The sequence below is a fragment of the Nocardia noduli genome (genome assembly GCF_019038455.1).
GTDB classification, from domain to species: domain Bacteria; phylum Actinomycetota; class Actinomycetes; order Mycobacteriales; family Mycobacteriaceae; genus Nocardia; species Nocardia noduli.
This window is the reverse complement of the sequence record NZ_JAFMPL010000023.1, coordinates 1-16909: the sequence shown is the minus strand read 5'-3', so window position 1 is coordinate 16909 and position 16909 is coordinate 1. Positions and strand designations below refer to the sequence as shown.

The 16909-nt window shown below is 68.3% G+C and carries 12 protein-coding genes; 10 read left to right on the top strand and 2 right to left on the bottom strand.

The window, feature by feature from the left end:
* The first annotated feature begins 360 nt into the window (after window positions 1–360).
* A complete protein-coding gene (smc, locus tag JZ792_RS15600) occupies window positions 361–3975 on the top strand; it encodes a chromosome segregation protein SMC (RefSeq protein ID WP_216911186.1) in 3615 nt (1204 codons plus the stop codon).
* 31 nt (window positions 3976–4006) lie between these two features.
* On the opposite strand, the gene JZ792_RS15595 is transcribed toward smc, so the two are convergent.
* Window positions 4007–4924: an NmrA/HSCARG family protein gene (locus JZ792_RS15595; protein ID WP_216911185.1), complete on the bottom strand. Its 918-nt coding sequence runs from the start codon at window positions 4922–4924 to the stop codon at window positions 4007–4009.
* Window positions 4925–5056: 132 nt separating this feature from the next.
* Between JZ792_RS15595 and JZ792_RS15590 the strand changes: the two genes are divergently transcribed.
* Window positions 5057–5842 (top strand): TetR/AcrR family transcriptional regulator, encoded by a 786-nt coding sequence (locus tag JZ792_RS15590; protein ID WP_216911184.1) that lies wholly within the window; start codon window positions 5057–5059, stop codon window positions 5840–5842.
* Window positions 5843–6087: 245 nt separating this feature from the next.
* On the opposite strand, the gene JZ792_RS15585 is transcribed toward JZ792_RS15590, so the two are convergent.
* The gene (locus JZ792_RS15585; RefSeq protein ID WP_109529650.1) at window positions 6088–6477 is read right to left on the bottom strand and encodes a DUF2237 family protein; all 390 of its coding nucleotides are present in this window, start codon (window positions 6475–6477) and stop codon (window positions 6088–6090) included.
* Window positions 6478–6632: 155 nt separating this feature from the next.
* Here JZ792_RS15585 and ftsY point away from each other — a divergent pair, with 155 nt between their 5' ends.
* The 8 genes from ftsY to JZ792_RS15545 all read left to right on the top strand — a co-directional run.
* The gene (gene ftsY / locus JZ792_RS15580; RefSeq protein WP_254189878.1) at window positions 6633–8276 is read left to right on the top strand and encodes a signal recognition particle-docking protein FtsY; all 1644 of its coding nucleotides are present in this window, start codon (window positions 6633–6635) and stop codon (window positions 8274–8276) included.
* A 587-nt stretch (window positions 8277–8863) separates the two neighbouring features.
* Window positions 8864–10210, top strand: a complete 1347-nt coding sequence (locus tag JZ792_RS15575) for an ammonium transporter (RefSeq protein ID WP_308165311.1) — start codon at window positions 8864–8866, stop codon at window positions 10208–10210.
* Window positions 10211–10215: 5 nt separating this feature from the next.
* A complete protein-coding gene (locus JZ792_RS15570; RefSeq protein ID WP_039799550.1) occupies window positions 10216–10554 on the top strand; it encodes a P-II family nitrogen regulator in 339 nt (112 codons plus the stop codon).
* Between the two features lie 101 nt (window positions 10555–10655).
* Window positions 10656–13103: a [protein-PII] uridylyltransferase gene (locus JZ792_RS15565; protein ID WP_308165310.1), complete on the top strand. Its 2448-nt coding sequence runs from the start codon at window positions 10656–10658 to the stop codon at window positions 13101–13103.
* Window positions 13104–13301: 198 nt separating this feature from the next.
* On the top strand, window positions 13302–13586 hold the full coding sequence (locus tag JZ792_RS15560; protein ID WP_408637484.1) for a hypothetical protein: 285 nt from the start codon (window positions 13302–13304) through the stop codon (window positions 13584–13586).
* 143 nt (window positions 13587–13729) lie between these two features.
* Window positions 13730–15292, top strand: a complete 1563-nt coding sequence (gene ffh, locus JZ792_RS15555) for a signal recognition particle protein (protein WP_216911182.1) — start codon at window positions 13730–13732, stop codon at window positions 15290–15292.
* A gap of 155 nt (window positions 15293–15447) precedes the next feature.
* On the top strand, window positions 15448–15855 hold the full coding sequence (locus JZ792_RS15550) for a DUF302 domain-containing protein (protein ID WP_216911181.1): 408 nt from the start codon (window positions 15448–15450) through the stop codon (window positions 15853–15855).
* Window positions 15856–15972: 117 nt separating this feature from the next.
* Window positions 15973–16909 (top strand): amidohydrolase family protein (locus JZ792_RS15545; protein WP_216911180.1); only part of this gene is annotated, 937 nt, incomplete at its 3' end.

Sequence of the window (16909 nt, the reverse complement as noted above, 5' to 3'; positions counted from 1 at the left end):
CAGTGAGGCTTTCATGGCAGAGTTTGCGCCCTGATCGACACGGGGCGGGCACGCGCGAGCCCCGTGAAAAGCGCGCGAACCCGCCCCTCGGCGGTTGCGGTGATCGAGTAGAGGTCCGGCTCCCGGCTCGGCCGCAGGACTTCCCGCACAGGTCAACGCCGTGCCGGGCGCGGGCGAGTGTCGCAACGACGGCCTCGGGGCAAACGCGGAGCACACCCGGATACCCGATATCGCCCGATGACTCGATAACCTGGACCGGGCTGCCCGCCGGTCAGCGGGTACGCGCCGCTCGGCCGATGGGCACGGTTGGTCGTCTCCCAGTACTGTCGGCCGCATCGAAGACGGAAAGGTCGTCCGAATTTGCACCTGAAGAGCCTGACGTTGAAGGGGTTCAAATCCTTCGCGTCCGCGACGACACTGCGCTTCGAGCCCGGCATCACCTGTGTGGTCGGTCCCAACGGTTCGGGCAAATCCAATGTCGTCGACGCGCTCACCTGGGTCATGGGTGAGCAGGGTGCGAAGGCGTTGCGCGGCGGCAAGATGCAGGACGTCATCTTCGCCGGAACCACCGGCCGCGCGGCGCTCGGCCGCGCCGAGGTGACCCTGACCATCGACAACTCCGACGGCGCGCTGCCCATCGACTACGCCGAGGTGTCCATCACCCGGCGCATGTTCCGTGACGGCGCGGGCGAATACGAGATCAACGGCAGTTCCTGCCGTCTGATGGATGTGCAGGAACTGCTCAGCGATTCCGGTATCGGGCGCGAGATGCACGTCATCGTCGGGCAGGGACAGCTCTCGGCCATCCTGGAATCGCGTCCCGAGGACCGCCGCGCCTTCGTCGAAGAGGCCGCCGGTGTGCTCAAACACCGCAAGCGCAAAGAGAAGGCGGTTCGCAAACTCGAGGCGATGCAGGCCAATCTGGCTCGCCTGACCGACCTCACCACCGAATTGCGCCGCCAGCTCAAACCGCTCGGGCGCCAGGCCGAGGTCGCGCGACGCGCGCAGACCGTGCAGGCCGACCTGCGCGATTCGCGGATGCGCCTGGCCGCCGACGATCTGGTGACCCGCCGCGGTGAACTGGAGAGTCAGCAGAGCAAAGAGGCGTACGCGCGCGAGCAGCAGATCACCGTGCAGTCCGAACTCGACGCCGCCAATGCCGCGCTCGCCCAGCAGGAATTCCAGCTCTCCCGGCTCACGCCGAGTGCCGAGGCCGCCGCCCAGATCTGGTTCCAGCTCTCCGCGCTCGCCGAACGCGTGAACGCCACCCTCCGGATCGCCGGTGACCGGGCCCGGCACCTGCACACCGAGACCCAGGTCGGCACCGGCCGCGACCCGGACCAACTGGAGGCCGAGGCGGCGCGCGTCGAGGCCGAGGAAGCCGAACTGCGCGAAGCGGTGGAGATGGCCACCGAAACCCTGGAGGCGGCGCGCGACGCGCTGCACGAGCGCGAGTACGCGGCCAAGGCCGCCGAACAGGCGCATCTGGCGGCGGTGCGGGCCATCGCGGATCGCCGCGAGGGTTTGGCCAGGCTCGCCGGACAGGTCGACAACCTGCGCACCCGGGGCCAATCGTTCGATGCCGATATCGCGAGGCTGTCGCTGGCGATCACCGAATCGCGGCAGCGCGGCGAGATCGCCGGGGCCGAATTCGAGTCGGTCCAGAACGAACTCGGGGAACTCGAATCGGGTGAGGCCGGACTCGACGCCCAGCACGAACACGCGGTGCAAGCCATGGCACTGGCCGACCAGCGCGTCACCGAACTGCGCGAACAGGATCGCGACGCGAGTAAACGGGTGGCGTCGCTGAGCGCGCGCATCGAGGCGCTGAGCATGAATCTGGCGCGGCGTGACGGCGCGGCCTGGCTGGCCGAGCAACGCGTCGACGGACTGCTCGGCCCGCTGTCGGGAATGCTGCGGGTGCACGGCGGTTTCGAGGCCGCGGTGGCCGCGACCCTCGGTCCGCTCGCCGACGCCGTCGCGGCCGAGACCGGCGACGGCGCGCACGCCGCGGTCCGGGCTTTGAAGGAAGCCGACGGCGGACGGGTCGCGCTGGTCTTCGACACGGGCACGGCGACACCTGCGCTCGATGCGCCCCTGCCCGATTCCGCCCGTTGGCTCGGCGATGTGGTCGACTGCCCCGAACAGGTGCGCGGGGCGATCGCGGCGCTCACCGCGGGCGTGGCGGTGGTGTCCGATCTCGCCGAGGCGACGCGATTGATCGCCGAACGTCCGCAATTGCGGGTCGTCACCCGCGACGGTGACCTGGCCGGAAGCGGCTGGGTGCTCGGCGGGTCCGATCGTGCGCCCAGCCAGTTGGAGATCCAGGCCGACATAGATACGGCCGCGGCCGACCTCACCGCCGCGCAACGACGTGCCGAGGAATTGGAAGCGGCGCTGTCCGGCGCGCTGGACGAACAGGCCGACCGCAAGGACGCCGTCGACCAGGCGCTGCTGGCGTTGCACGAATCCGATCAGGCGCTGACCGGAATCTACGACCGGCTCGGCAGACTCGGCGAAGCCGCCCGCGCCGCCGAGCGCGACAGCGAACGACTCACCGGACAGCGCGACGTGGCCGAGTCGAACCGTGAGGAATCCCTCACCGCGCTGGCCGAATTGGAGGATCGGCTGCGCGCGGTCGAACTGGAACAGGGCGACGACGACGGAGCGGGCGCGGCGGGCACCGAATCGGCCGGACGCGACCGCGAGGAAGCCGCCGCCGCGTTGGCCGAGGCCCGCTCGATGGAGGTCGAGGCGCGCCTGTCCGTCCGCACCGCCGAGGAACGCGCCGAATCGGTACGGGGCAAAGCCGATTCGTTGCGTCGCGCGGCCCGTGCCGAACGGGAGGCCCGCGCCCGCGCCGAACGCGCACAGGCCGCCCGCCGCCAAGCCGCCGGAGTCGCCGCCGCGGTCGCCGAATCCGGTGCGAGGATCGCCGCCGAACTGGAGAAGGTGGTGGCCGAGGCGAGCACGCGGCGTGACGACCTGGTGCGCCGCCGCACCGAGGCCGCGGCCCAGGTGGACCAGGTCAAGGAGCGGGCGCGGGCGCTGACCGTCCAGCTGTCCCAGCTCACCGACGCGGTGCACCGCGACGAGGTCGCCAAGGCCCAGGCGGCGCTGCGCATCGAACAGCTGGAGGCGAATATCGCCGAGCAGTTCGGTATCGCGCTGTCGGATCTGATCGCCGAATACGGTCCGGATGTGCCGCTGCCGCCCTCGGATCTGGAATGGCAGGAATACGAACAGGCCAAGGAGCGCGGCGAGCAGGTCACCGCGCCCGCCCCCATGCCCTACGACCGCGCGAGCCAGGAGCGCAGGGCCAAACGCGCCGAGAAGGATCTCACCACCCTCGGCAAGGTGAACCCGCTCGCGCTCGAGGAGTTCGCCGCGCTCGAGGAGCGCTACAACTTCCTCGCCACCCAACTCGAGGATGTCAAGAGCGCCCGCAAGGATCTGCTGGAGGTGGTCGCCGAAGTCGACGCGCGCATCCTTCAGGTCTTCACCGAGGCCTACGAGGACGTGGAACGCGAATTCGTCGGCGTTTTCGCGAAACTGTTCCCCGGCGGCGAGGGCAGGCTGGTGCTCACCGACCCCTCCGACATGCTGACCACCGGTATCGAGGTGGAGGCGCGGCCGCCGGGCAAGAAGGTCAAACGACTGTCGCTGCTGTCCGGCGGCGAGAAATCGCTGACCGCGGTGGCCCTGCTCGTCGCCATCTTCCGGGCCCGCCCGTCACCGTTCTATGTGATGGACGAGGTCGAGGCCGCACTCGACGACACCAACCTGCGGCGTCTGATCGGGTTGTTCGAGCAGTTGCGCGAGAAGAGTCAGCTGATCGTCATCACGCACCAGAAGCCGACCATGGAGATCGCCGACGCCCTCTACGGCGTGAGCATGCGCGGCGACGGCATCACCCAGGTCATCTCCCAGCGTCTGCGCGGAGACGAGCCGTCGCGGGTGCGGTCCGCGAGCTGAGAACCACCGTCGCGAGGGCGTGCCCGTTCGATCAGTGTCCGGCGTCGGCCCGTTGCTGATCGCGCTCGGCCGCGAGTTTCGCGGATCCGCCCGTGGTCAGCCAGGTTTCGAGGGTGAGCAGGCCGGGGTGCAGTTCCCGGAGCGCGGGGATGTCGGCACGCCAGCCGCCGGTTTCGCGCGACACACGCCAGGCACCGGCGATCTCCGTGCCGAACGCCTCGGCTTCGGCCTCGGTGAGTTCCTGGTAGCGGACCGGGTGACCGGTGACGCGGGTGATGGTCGCCGCGGCATCGTCGGGAGTGGGATCGTCACCGGCGATCTCGAGGATTTCGCCGTGGAAGCGGTCGGGATTCGCGAAGGCCATAGCGGCGAATGCCCCGATATCAGCCACCGCGATCATCTGCAACGGGCGATCGGCCCGGAAGATGTGGTGGTTCACGCCGTCGACGATGCCGTCGATGGGGAAATCCCGGATCAGGTAGTTCTCCATGAACCGCACCGGTCGCAGCACCGTGTAGCGGGTCCGGCCGTCGATCAGCGCCGCTTCGATACGTCGCTTGCCCTCGGCGTCACGCTGGCTGTCGCGGCTCATCGACGCGACTCCGGTGAACACGATGTGGTCGACCCCGGCGCGCGCGGCGGCCTCGATGACGTGGATGCCGCGGCTCGCCTCCAGATCGACATCCCACCCGGTGGGCCCGAAGGCCACCGGAGGCACCAGGAAGACACCGCGCGTGCCCGTGACAGCGGGCGCGAGACTCTCGGGTCGGTCGAGGTCACCGGTCACCAATTCCGCGCCCGCCACGGCGAGATCGCGCGCGGCTGCCGACAGCGGGTCGCGGACCAGCGCGCGCACGGCGACGCCGTCGGCGAGAAGTGCGCGCGCGGTGGCGCCGCCCTGCTGGCCGGTCGCTCCGGTGACCAGGATCGGATCGTGCTGAGAGGACATGCTGACCTTTCGGTCCGAACGGACTTCGTCCGATCGGACAGTCTCGGTAGAATCGGGTCGATCAACCCGTATCAGCACCGTATGGTGCCGCCGCGCACCCTGGCCAGCACTCGAAATGGAAGGCCGTAACGAATGTCCGCCCCTTCGCTCCCGCGTGACGGGTTCGGTCGCGCCGACGCTCGGCGCAATCGCGGTCGTGTTCTCGACGCCGCTCAACGCGCCTTCGCGGAAAACGGGACCGGGGTGTCCCTCATCGAGATCGCGCGGCGGGCAGGCGTCGGCGCGGGCACCGTGTACCGGCATTTCCCGACGAAAACCGATCTGCTGGAAGCGGTTATGCAGCAGCGGGTGGACGGTCTCGCCCGGCTCGCCACATCTCGCCTCGGCGACCCCGACCCGGGGGCCGCCTTCTTCGCGGTCTGCACCGAGGTGGTCGCCCGCAGCCCCGGCAACCAGGCGTTGTGCGATCTGGTCCAATCCGACGACGGCTGGCCGAAGGCCCTGCTGCGCGGCGCGGGGGAACGCTTCCAACGCGCGCTGGAGGAACTGCTGCGCGCCGCCCAGCGTCAAGGGTCGGTCCGCGCCGACATCACCGCCGCCGATGTCCAGGATCTGTTCACCGGATGTGTTGCGATCCAGCGATATCAACGCCCCGACGGGCAATTGGTCCGCGCCGCCGCCCTGGTGCTCGACGCACTGCGCACGAATCCCACCGCACCTTCGGTAACGAAACGTGCGCCGGAGAGTGATGACCGCTACGAAACGCCGGAACGTAACGAAAGTGCCACTGTCGCGCGGTGCCCGATCTGTCGCGGCCCGGTGCGCAGCACCGGAATGGGGCGGCCCGCGCGGTATTGCTCGGCGGCCTGCCGCCAGAAGGCGCACCGCAGGCGTCGGGCGGTCGGTTCGGCATCGTGAGCGGGGCGCGCCGCTGAACCGGTATACGGGACTGTCGTGTCGTCTATGTCGACCGATTCGGCCGATCGGGCGCGGAGGTGAGCGAGGGCATCCGTCGCGCGGCACAGTGCCGCCTCGGCAGGTGTGTGCGACGCACGGCGAGCGGCGCTCATCCGCATCGTGGGAGACACCGGCGTCCGGGCATGCGAGAGCCCGACAGCCGGACTCCGTGCGGGCTGCCGTGGTTCAGGGCGTCGGTGGGGGACTCAGAGCAGGTCGCTGACGTCGTCGGGGACGTCGACGGCGTATTTCCGCAAGATCTCGACGGAGATCACTTCCAGCGCGTTCTCGTGGGTGGCGGCCAGTACGACGGGGGCGGCGACGCCGTCCTCGTGCGCGTGCAGCCAGCGCACCGCGACCACACACCAGCGGTCGCCCGGTTGCAGTCCGGGGAAATTGTTCTCCGGACGCGGCGTACTCAAGTCGTTCCCGATGGACGCCTGATGCTCGAGGAACTCGGCCGTGACAACAGTGCATACTGTATGGCTTCCCAGATCCTCCGGCCCGGTACTGCAGCAGCCATCCCGGTAGAACCCGGTGAGAGGATCGGCGCCGCACTCTTCCAGCGGCCCCCCAAGCACGTTTCGATCGGTCACGTGGCCGATCCTATTGTCACTTCGCGAGAAGTTCCGCAGGACAAGAAATCTCGGGGGCTGTGTCGATGGCCTCTTCGCCGCCCCCAGCGCATGCCCGCGCGCCGACTACCTGCGGCGCGACGCGGCGACCGGCATCCGCGCCGGGTTCTGCAAGGATGGTCGGCGTGAGTTCCGAAGCCTGGATTCTGATCGCCGTTGTCGCCGCGCTGCTGCTGGTGGCGTTTGTGGCCGGATTCGTCCTGTACAAGCGTCGCCGCGTATCGCTGACGCCACCGACCGAGGAAAAGGAGCTGACCGACCGATCGGGTGGTTACACCGCCTCGGGCGGCTTCAGCTTCAGCCAGGGCGGCGGCACGGCGACGCCGACACGCCCGGAGCCCGCGCCGATCGAACGGACCGACACCGAGGGCCAACCGCATATCGGTGACGACGCCGCGATCCCGCGCGACGCGCCCAAACGCGGGATCACCAATGTCCCGCTGCCGGACGCGGATGTCGAGACAGCCGTCGCGCCCGATACGGCGACCGCCGCACCCGACACCGACGGATCAGCGGGCGCGTCGGCCACGAGTACCGCCCTCGCCGAGCCGGACGGCACGGCGACCGCAGACGGGGCGACAACCGCCACACCCGATACCGGCGCGACCAGCACAGTCGCGCCCGACCTCACGACGCCTGATACCGCCCGGGCCGACACTGTCGCGCCCGGTACCGCCGCGGCGGAAACCTCCACGCCCGGCACCGCCGCGGCAGCCTCCGACGGGATCGGGCTCGCCGAACCCGACACGCTATCCGCGCCGACCGACGCCCCCGCCACCGTCGCGCCGGAGACAGCCCTCACCGCGCCGGAGACGACCGCTCCCGCGCTCGAGGAGATAGAACCCACCGCGGGCCGCCTCATCCGCCTGCGCGGCCGTCTGTCGCGCTCCCAGAACGCCGTGGGCAAGAGCCTGCTCGGGCTGCTCGGCGGCGGCGATCTCGACGAGGATTCGTGGGAAGAGGTCGAGGACACCCTCGTCCTCGCCGACCTCGGCACCGCCAGCACCGCCGCCATCGTCGCCCGGCTGCGCGAGGAAATGGCACTCCGCAGCGTGCGGACCCCCGATCAGGCCCGCGACGTGCTGCGCGATGTGCTGATCGAAGCGCTGCGCCCCGAACTCGACCGATCGGTGCGCGCGCTCCCGCACGACGACCACCCGTCGATCCTGCTCGTCGTCGGCGTCAACGGCACCGGCAAGACCACCACCACCGGCAAACTGGCCCGGGTGCTCGTCGCCGACGGCCGCCGGGTACTGCTCGGCGCGGCCGACACCTTCCGCGCCGCCGCCGCAGACCAACTACAGACCTGGGGTGAACGGGTCGGGGCCGAGACCGTACGCGGCAAGGAAGCCTCCGACCCCGCCGCCGTCGCCTTCGACGCCGTCGCCGCGGGTATCGAACGCGGCGTCGACGTGGTCCTCATCGACACCGCGGGCCGCCTGCACACCAAAACCGGCCTGATGGACGAACTCGGCAAGGTCAAACGCGTCGTGGAGAAGAAGGCGAAGGTCGACGAGGTACTGCTCGTACTCGACGCCACCGTCGGCCAGAACGGCCTCACCCAGGCCAGGGTCTTCGCCGAAGTCGTCGACATCAGCGGTGTGGTGCTCACCAAACTCGACGGGACGGCCAAGGGCGGAATCGTCTTCCAGGTTCAGCACGAGTTGGGGGTTCCGGTGAAGCTCGTCGGGCTCGGTGAGGGCGCCGACGATCTGGCGCCGTTCGAGCCCGGCGCCTTCGTGGACGCGCTCCTTGGTTAGGCCGCGCCTGCGGCGCGGCGTGGTTCGCGGCCGTCTCGCGTCCGAGCGGTCGAGACTCGCGCCTTCGGCGCATGCGCTTCGACCGCTCGGACGCGAGACGGCCGCGAACCGGGCGCTCGTAAGACTCGCGCCGGGCGGGGCCGGTTTCGGTTCGGAGGGTTCGTATATGGGCTCACCGTGGGCGGGGCGGGTTCGTTCGGAGGGGTCGAATGGGGGCTCACCGTAGGTAGCGGTTGTGCGGAGGGTTTGCTGCTTTGCGGTTGATCGCAGATTTCTTCGTGAAGGGGGAGGGAGTGGTGACATTCTTTCTGTCCTCGCGCGGAGATCCCGCAAACATCGCGCGCTCCCCGGGGGAATGTGACACATGACCTACTGTCGGGTAGTCATATTTCGGGTGGCGCGGCACCGGCTTCACGCGGGGGCGGAAACCCGTGGTGTACACCGCGAAACGTGGCGGCAACACAACTCCGCCATCCGTTCACGCAGGTGAAACATTGCAGCATGACGGATGAAACACCGAGTGAGGAACCTCTTGTGCAGGTCCATTTGCCGGAGTCGGCTGGGCCCGAGATGAGGAGGACATTAAGGTGGCATTTCCCGTAATCGGCGCGCCGGACGCCGGTGACACCGCATGGATGCTGGCCAGTTCAGCACTCGTGCTCTTGATGACACCCGGACTCGCGTTCTTCTACGGCGGCATGGTCCGCTCCAAGAACGTGCTGAACATGATCATGATGAGCATCAGCTCCATGGGCTTGATCACGATCCTGTGGGTGCTGTACGGCTTCTCGCTGACATTCGGCGAGGACAAAGGCAATCTCATCGGAGACCCGGGTCAATATTTCGGATTGAAGAGCGTATTCGGCGGTAGCTACCTTGCCTCCACCGATCCGGCGGCACCTGCCGCGGTTCCCTTGAACGGAACCATCCCGTTGTCGGTATTCGTCGCGTTCCAGTTGATGTTCGCGATCATCACCGTCGCACTCATCTCGGGCGCTGTCGCCGATCGCCTGAAGTTCGGCTCCTGGCTCATCTTCTCCGGAATCTGGGCAACGGTCGTGTACTTCCCGGTCGCGCACTGGGTGTTCGCGTTCGACGGCTACACCGGTGAGGCCGGTGGCTGGATCGCCAACAACCTGAAGGCGATCGACTTCGCCGGTGGTACCGCGGTCCACATCAACGCCGGCGCCGCCGGTCTGGTGCTGGCCATCGTCCTCGGCAAGCGCAAGGGCTGGCCGGGCACCCCGTTCCGTCCGCACAACCTGCCGTTCGTCATGCTCGGCGCCGGTCTGCTGTGGTTCGGTTGGTACGGCTTCAACGCCGGCTCCGCTGTCGGCTCCAACGGCATCGCCGGTGCCACCTTCCTCACCACCACGATCGCCACGGCCGCGGCCATGCTGGCGTGGATCCTGGTCGAGAAGTTCCGTGACGGCAAGCCCACCTCGCTGGGTGCCGCCTCGGGCATCGTGGCCGGTCTGGTCGCCATCACCCCGGCCTGTTCCTCGGTGAACGCGCTGGGCGCCGTGGTCATCGGTGTCGTCGCGGGTGCCCTGTGCGCCCTCGCGGTCGGCCTGAAGTTCAAGTTCGGCTTCGACGATTCGCTCGACGTCGTCGGCGTCCACCTCGTCGGTGGTCTGGTCGGAACCCTCATGATCGGCCTGGTCGCCGCGCCGGAAGCTCCGGCGGCGGTCGAGGGCTTGTTCTACGGTGGTGGGATCGAGCAGTTGAAGCTGCAGGCCGTCGGTGCGTTCACCGTGCTTGCCTACTCCCTGGTCGCTACGGCCGTGATCGCGTACGCCATCAAGTTCACGATCGGCCTGCGTAAAGACGAGGAGGGCGAGTCGGTGGGTCTGGACGAGTCCGAGCACGCGGAGACCGCATACGATTTCGCTGCTGTGGGTGGCACGGCACGCTCGCTCGTCAAGGAGGCATGACGACAATGAAACTGATCACGGCAATCGTCAAACCGTTCACACTCGAGGACGTGAAGTCCGGGCTCGAACAGGCGGGCGTGCTCGGTATGACCGTCAGCGAGGTGCAGGGTTACGGACGGCAGAAGGGCCACACCGAGGTGTACCGCGGTGCGGAGTACTCGGTCGATTTCGTGCCGAAGGTCCGGGTCGAGGTCGTCGTCGACGACGCGTCGGTCGACAAGGTCGTCGAGGTGATCGTCGAGGCCTCGCGCACCGGCAAGATCGGTGACGGCAAGGTCTGGGTGACGCCCGTCGAGGCGATCATCCGGGTCAGGACCGGCGAACGCGGCACCGACGCGCTGTAAGCGCAAGGTCGACACGGAAAAATCGAAATCGAGCAGCGGCTCCGCTCCCACCGGAATTCCGGTCGGAGCGGGGCCGCAAGCATCTGACGGGCGGTGGGGTAGTGGGTAGCGATCGTGACAGCGGAGACCGGGTTTCCAACGGTGCCGCCGATCTGGTCAGGGCACGGGAACAATTACTCGACGGCGGAATGCCCCGCAATCCTCGGCTCGACGCGGAATCGCTGCGTTCGGCCCTGGTCGACCTCTACGAATTATGGCTGTCCAGTAAAGGATCCGAACTCGGGATCACCGCCGACAGCGGACTGTCGGTCGTCGCGGTCGGCGGACTCGGCCGCAGGGAGATGCTGCCGTACTCCGATCTGGACCTGGTGCTGCTGCACGACAATGTCGATCCGGCCCGGGTCGCCGAGGTCGCCGACCAACTCTGGTATCCCCTCTGGGACGCCCACATCAAACTCGACCACAGTGTCCGCACCGTCCCGCAGGCATTGCGTGTCGCGAACGACGATCTGATCGCCGCGCTCGGCATGCTCGAGGCCAGGCATATCGTCGGTGACGTCGAACTGAGCAACCTGCTGATCGGCGGGGTGCGACGGGAATGGCGCAACGGAATTCGTTCTCGCTTCGACGAATTGATCGCCCAGGCCGCCACCCGCTGGCAGCGCAGCGGCGAGATCGCGCACCGGGCCGAACCCGATCTGAAGAACGGTCGCGGTGGGCTGCGCGATATTCAACTGCTCGACGCCCTTTCCATCGCCCAGTTGACCGACGCGATGCCGGGCCTCGGCCCCGACGTGCCCGGCGGCGGGCTCAAACAGGCCCACCGCAGGCTGCTCGACGTCAGGACGGAATTGCACCGGGTCGCGGGCCGGGCGCGAGATCAGTTGCGCGCCCAGGACGCCGACGAGATCGGCGCGGCCCTGCGGATCGGGGATCGCTTCGATCTGGCTCGCACACTGAGCGATTCCGCGCGCACGGTGAGTTACTCCGTCGATGTCGGCCTGCGGACCGCCGCGAACGCGCTGCCGCGGCGCGGTCTGGCGCGGCTGCGTCGGATGCCGGTGCGACGACCACTCGATGAGGGGGTGGTCGAGCACGCGGGCGAGGTGGTGCTGGCGCGAGACGCCCGCCCGCAACGTGATCCCGGGCTGATCATGCGGGTTTCGGCGGCCTCGGCGCAGACCGGGCTGCCGATGTCGGCGACCACCTTGAACCGGCTGTCGGAGGACGCGCCCGAATTGCGGGAGCCGTGGCCCAAGGACGCGGTCAACGATCTGCTCGTGCTGCTCGGCGCGGGTCGCGGCACCATCGACGCGATCGAGGCGCTCGACCGCACCGGGTTGTGGGGCAGGCTGCTGCCCGAATGGGGTGCGGTACGCGATCTCCCGCCGCGCGACGCGGTGCACACCTGGACCGTGGATCGCCATCTCATGGAGTGCGTCGCCTACGCCAGCGCGCTGGTCACCCGGGTCGCCCGCCCCGATCTGCTCATGCTCGGCGCGCTGCTGCACGACATCGGCAAGGGACGCGCGGGCGATCACAGCGTCGTCGGCGCGGAACTGGCCACCCACATCGGACGTCGGCTCGGACTGTGGCCTTCGGATGTGCGGACCCTCAGCGCGATCGTGCGCTACCACCTGCTGCTGCCCGAAACCGCCACCCGCCGCGACCTCGCCGACCCGGACACGGTGCAGCACGTCGTCGACGCGCTCGACGGCGACGTGCAATTACTGGAACTGCTGCACACCCTCGCGGAGGCGGATTCGCTGGCGACCGGGCCCGGTGTGTGGGGGGACTGGAAGGCCTCGCTGATCGGCGAACTGGTGCGCCGGTGCCGCCTGGTCATGGCCGGTGACCCGTTGCCGACCCCGGAACCCATCGCCGCGGAACTGCTGGAAAGGGCCGAGGCGGGCGGCGTGCACGTCGATCTGCGTCCGGGCGAGGGCAAGTACACCTACACCGTCACGGTGATCGCGCCCGACACGGCGGGTCTGCTCTCCGACGCGGCGGGTGTTCTCGCCCTGCATTCGCTGCGTGTGCTCTCGGCCTCGGTCGGCGGCGAGGGCCGCTCGGCGATCAATACCTTCGTGGTCTCACCGAAATTCGGCGATCCGCCCGACGCCGGGCTGCTGCGCCAGGAACTGATCAGGGCGACTTCGGGCGAACTCGATCTGACCGCGTTGCTCGCCAAGCGGGAACGCGAGGCGACCGGTGTGGGGCCGAGTCCCTACGCGCAGGCTCAGCCTCGGGTGATCTGGTTCGACGGCTCGAATGAGGGACAGGCGATCCTGGAACTGCGCGCCGAGGACCGGATCGGACTGCTGAGCAGGCTGGCCGCGACCTTCGCCGCCGCGGGCGCGAATGTGCGGTGGGCGAAGGCGGTCACGATGGGCTCCGCGGTGGTGGACGTGTTCGGTCTCGAGCTGGGTTCCGACACCGGCCCGGCGCGGCGCGAGGCAATCGAGAAGGCGGTCCTGGAAGTGGTGCCACGACCCGCGCCCAAGAAGCCCGACGAGCCGTCGACACCGGGCGGCGATCAGGTTTCCTAGTTGTTTGCCAAATGTCCAGTCCGCTCGTCTATATCCGGCTGTTCCAGTAAAAATCGCCAGCAATCAAACCGTTGCAGACTATTTGCTGGAACATATCGGCGTGCTGCCTTGCGCACCCTACGATCAGAGCGTCCCGCCCTATCGCCTTAGTACGAGGGGAGCATGTCGGTGGCAATTGAGGTTGTTTCGGCTTCGATGATGACGAGTGACGAGACGACACATATGGCTCGGTGTGTCGGCGGAGACCGCTGGGTCGTTTCCTGGCTACCCGGGCGCACCCTGACCGGCAGGCAGGCGGTGACCGCGATGACCATCGCCACCACCGTCGCCACCCGCGAGATGCGGACCGGTGCGGAGTGGGCCCTGCTCGACGACCTCGCGTTGGAATTGGGGCTCACCGCCCGCGAGGCGACATTCATGGTGGCCCTGGAGAACCACGACTATCGCAAGACCGTCGAGCCGCGCGCCCGCGTGCTCGACTGATCGAACTCCTGTGACCTCGGAGGACACACCGGTTGCGCGCCGGTACGGGTGATCCGATTACCCTTGATCAGAAGGTAGTCATTTCACTAGACGGTACTCATACCCGTCCCCGGTGATGTCCCCCGAGATCAGGAGCGCGATCGGTGTTCGAATCCCTGTCCGACCGGCTTACCGGTGCCCTCAAGGATCTGCGCGGTAAGGGGCGTCTGTCACCGGCCGACATCGACGCCACCTGCCGCGAGATCCGACTCGCTCTGCTCGATGCCGACGTCGCCCTGCCTGTCGTGCGCGGTTTCATCGCCAAGATCAAGGAACGCGCCAAGGGGTCCGAGGTCTCGGCGGCGCTCAACCCGGCCCAGCAGGTCGTCAAGATCGTCAACGAGGAACTTGTCACCATCCTCGGCGGCGAGACCCGCAGGCTCGCCCTCGCCAAGAATCCGCCGACCGTGGTCATGCTCGCGGGCCTGCAAGGCGCCGGTAAGACGACCCTGGCGGGCAAACTCGCGAAATGGCTGAAGGGACAGGGACATCAGCCGCTGCTGGTCGCGTGCGACCTCCAGCGTCCCGGCGCCGTCACCCAGTTGCAGGTCGTCGGTGAACGCGCGGGCGTCCCCGTCTTCGCCCCGCATCCCGGCATCTCCATCGGCGCCGGTGAGAATCCGCTCGGCATCGCGGCCGCCGACCCGGTCGTGGTCGCACGCGACGGTGTCGCCGAGGCCAAGGCCAAGCAGTACGACGTGGTCATCGTCGACACCGCGGGCCGTCTCGGCATCGACGCCGAGCTGATGCGCCAGGCCGCCGGTATCCGCGACGCGGTCCAGCCGGACGAAACCCTGTTCGTCCTCGACGCGATGATCGGCCAGGACGCGGTCAGCACCGCCGAGGCGTTCCGCGACGGAGTCGGCTTCACCGGCGTCGTGCTCACCAAACTCGACGGCGACGCACGCGGCGGCGCGGCCCTCTCGGTCCGCAATGTGACCGGTGCGCCGATCATGTTCGCCTCCACCGGTGAGAAGCTCGAGGATTTCGACGTCTTCCACCCGGACCGGATGGCCAGTCGCATTCTCGGCATGGGCGACGTGCTCACCCTCATCGAGCAGGCCGAACAGGTCTACGACGCGCAGGCGGCCGAAGAGGCCGCGCGCAAGATGGGCAGCGGCGAGCTCACGCTCGAGGATTTCCTCGATCAGATGCTCGCCATCCGTAAGATGGGCCCGATCGGAAACCTGCTCGGCATGCTGCCCGGCGCGGGCCAGATGAAGGATGTGCTGGCCCAGGTCGACGACAAACAACTCGACCGGGTGCAGGCCATCATCCGCGGTATGACCCCCGCCGAGCGCGACAACCCCAAGATCATCAACGCCTCGCGCAGGCTGCGCATCGCCAACGGCTCCGGCGTACAGGTCTCCGAGGTGAACCAGCTCGTCGACCGTTTCTTCGACGCGAAGAAGATGATGGCCATGATGGGCCGCCAGATGGGGATGCCCGGCGCGCGTCGTGGAAACAACCGCAAGGGCAAGAAGGGTAAGAAGGGCGGTCGCGGACCGACCCCGCCGAAGATGCGCGGCGGAATCCCCGGAATGCCCGCCGGAATGCCGGGGCTGCCGCCGGGGATGGATATCTCGAATATGCCGCCCGGTCTGGACCAGTTGCCGCCCGGACTCGAAGGTTTCGACCTCAGCAAGTTCAAATTCCCGAAACAGTAGGGGCTACCTCCTCACGAATCGGCCGCCGTCGACATTCCGACGGCGGCCGATTCGCGTCTGTTCGTGGCGGCGGCGCGGTGGTGACCCCGCACTCGGTGCCATAGTGGAAAGGGGCGATGAAAAGGGGAAACGGCTCGAACACGGAAGGAACGATCATGGAATTGGGACTGTCGACCACGCTGCGCACCGGTTTCGACGAGGCCGTCGATCGCACCCGTGACGCGCTCGCCCGGCAGGGTTTCGGTGTCCTGACCGAAATCGATATGCGCGCCACCATGAAGGCCAAACTCGACGTGGACATGGAGGATTACCTCATCCTCGGCGCGTGCAATCCGTCGCTCGCGCACCGCGCCGTCGGCGTCGACCGCCGGATCGGGCTGCTGCTGCCCTGCAATGTCATCGTGCGCCGGGATCCGGACACCGAGACCGACATCATCGTCGAGGCGATGAATCCGCAGGTGATGGTCGAGGTCACCGACGACCGGGCGCTGTGCCCCGTCGCGGAGGACGCGACCGCCGCGCTGCAAGCGGCGATCGACTCGCTGACCGCGGTGCGTCCGTAACCGCTTCGGCCTCGACATCGGCTGTCACCGCGAGTTCGCCTCGGATGGTCTCGGCCGCCGTGTCGCCGATCGGCGGGCGCGGTAGGTTCGACGCAGCCGAGACGTCAGGAGGTCGCTGTGCATCTACGCGGTGTGGTTCTGCCCGATGACGAGGTGCGGGATCTGTGGGTCCATGACGGGCTGGTGACCGACGAGCCGGTGCCCGGGGCCGAAACCCTGTGTGACAGGGGCTGGATCGTGCCGGGCCTGGTCGACGCGCACTGCCACGTCGGGATCCGGTACGGCGGCGGACACGAGGACCGCGACGGCGCCATCGCGCAGGCCGAGACCGAACGCGACGCGGGCGCGCTGCTGCTGCGCGACGCCGGATCACCCATCGACACCAGGTTCATCGACGACCACGACGAATTGCCGCGCATCATCCGCGCGGGTCGTCACATCGCCCGCCCCAAGCGCTATATCCGCGAACTCGGCATCGAACTCGACGACGAGCGCGACCTGCCCGATATCGTCGCCGAACAGGCCCGTTTCGGCGACGGCTGGGTCAAGATCGTCGGCGACTGGATCGACCGTTCGGTCGGCGATCTGCGTCCGCTGTGGAGCGACGCGATCCTGAAGGACGCCATCGAGGCCGCCCACGCCAACGGCGCGCGCGTCACCGCCCACGTCTTCGGCGAGGACGCGCTGCCCGGCCTGATCAACGCCGGTATCGACTGCCTCGAACACGGCACCGGACTGACCGACGACACCGTCGCGATGATGGTCGAACACGGCACCGCCCTGGTGCCGACCCTCATCAATATCGACACCTTCCCCGACATCGCCGACGGCGCGGGCAAATTCCCCACCTACGCCGCCCACATGCGCGACCTGCACCGTCGCGTGCGCGGCACCGTCGCCAACGCCTACGACGCGGGCGTCCCCATCTACGCGGGCACCGACGCGGGCGGCTCCATCCGCCACGGCCGCATCGCCGACGAGATCACCGCGCTCACCGCCGCCGGCCTGTCTCCGCACGACGCGCTCGGCGCCGCCTCCTGGAACGCCCGCACCT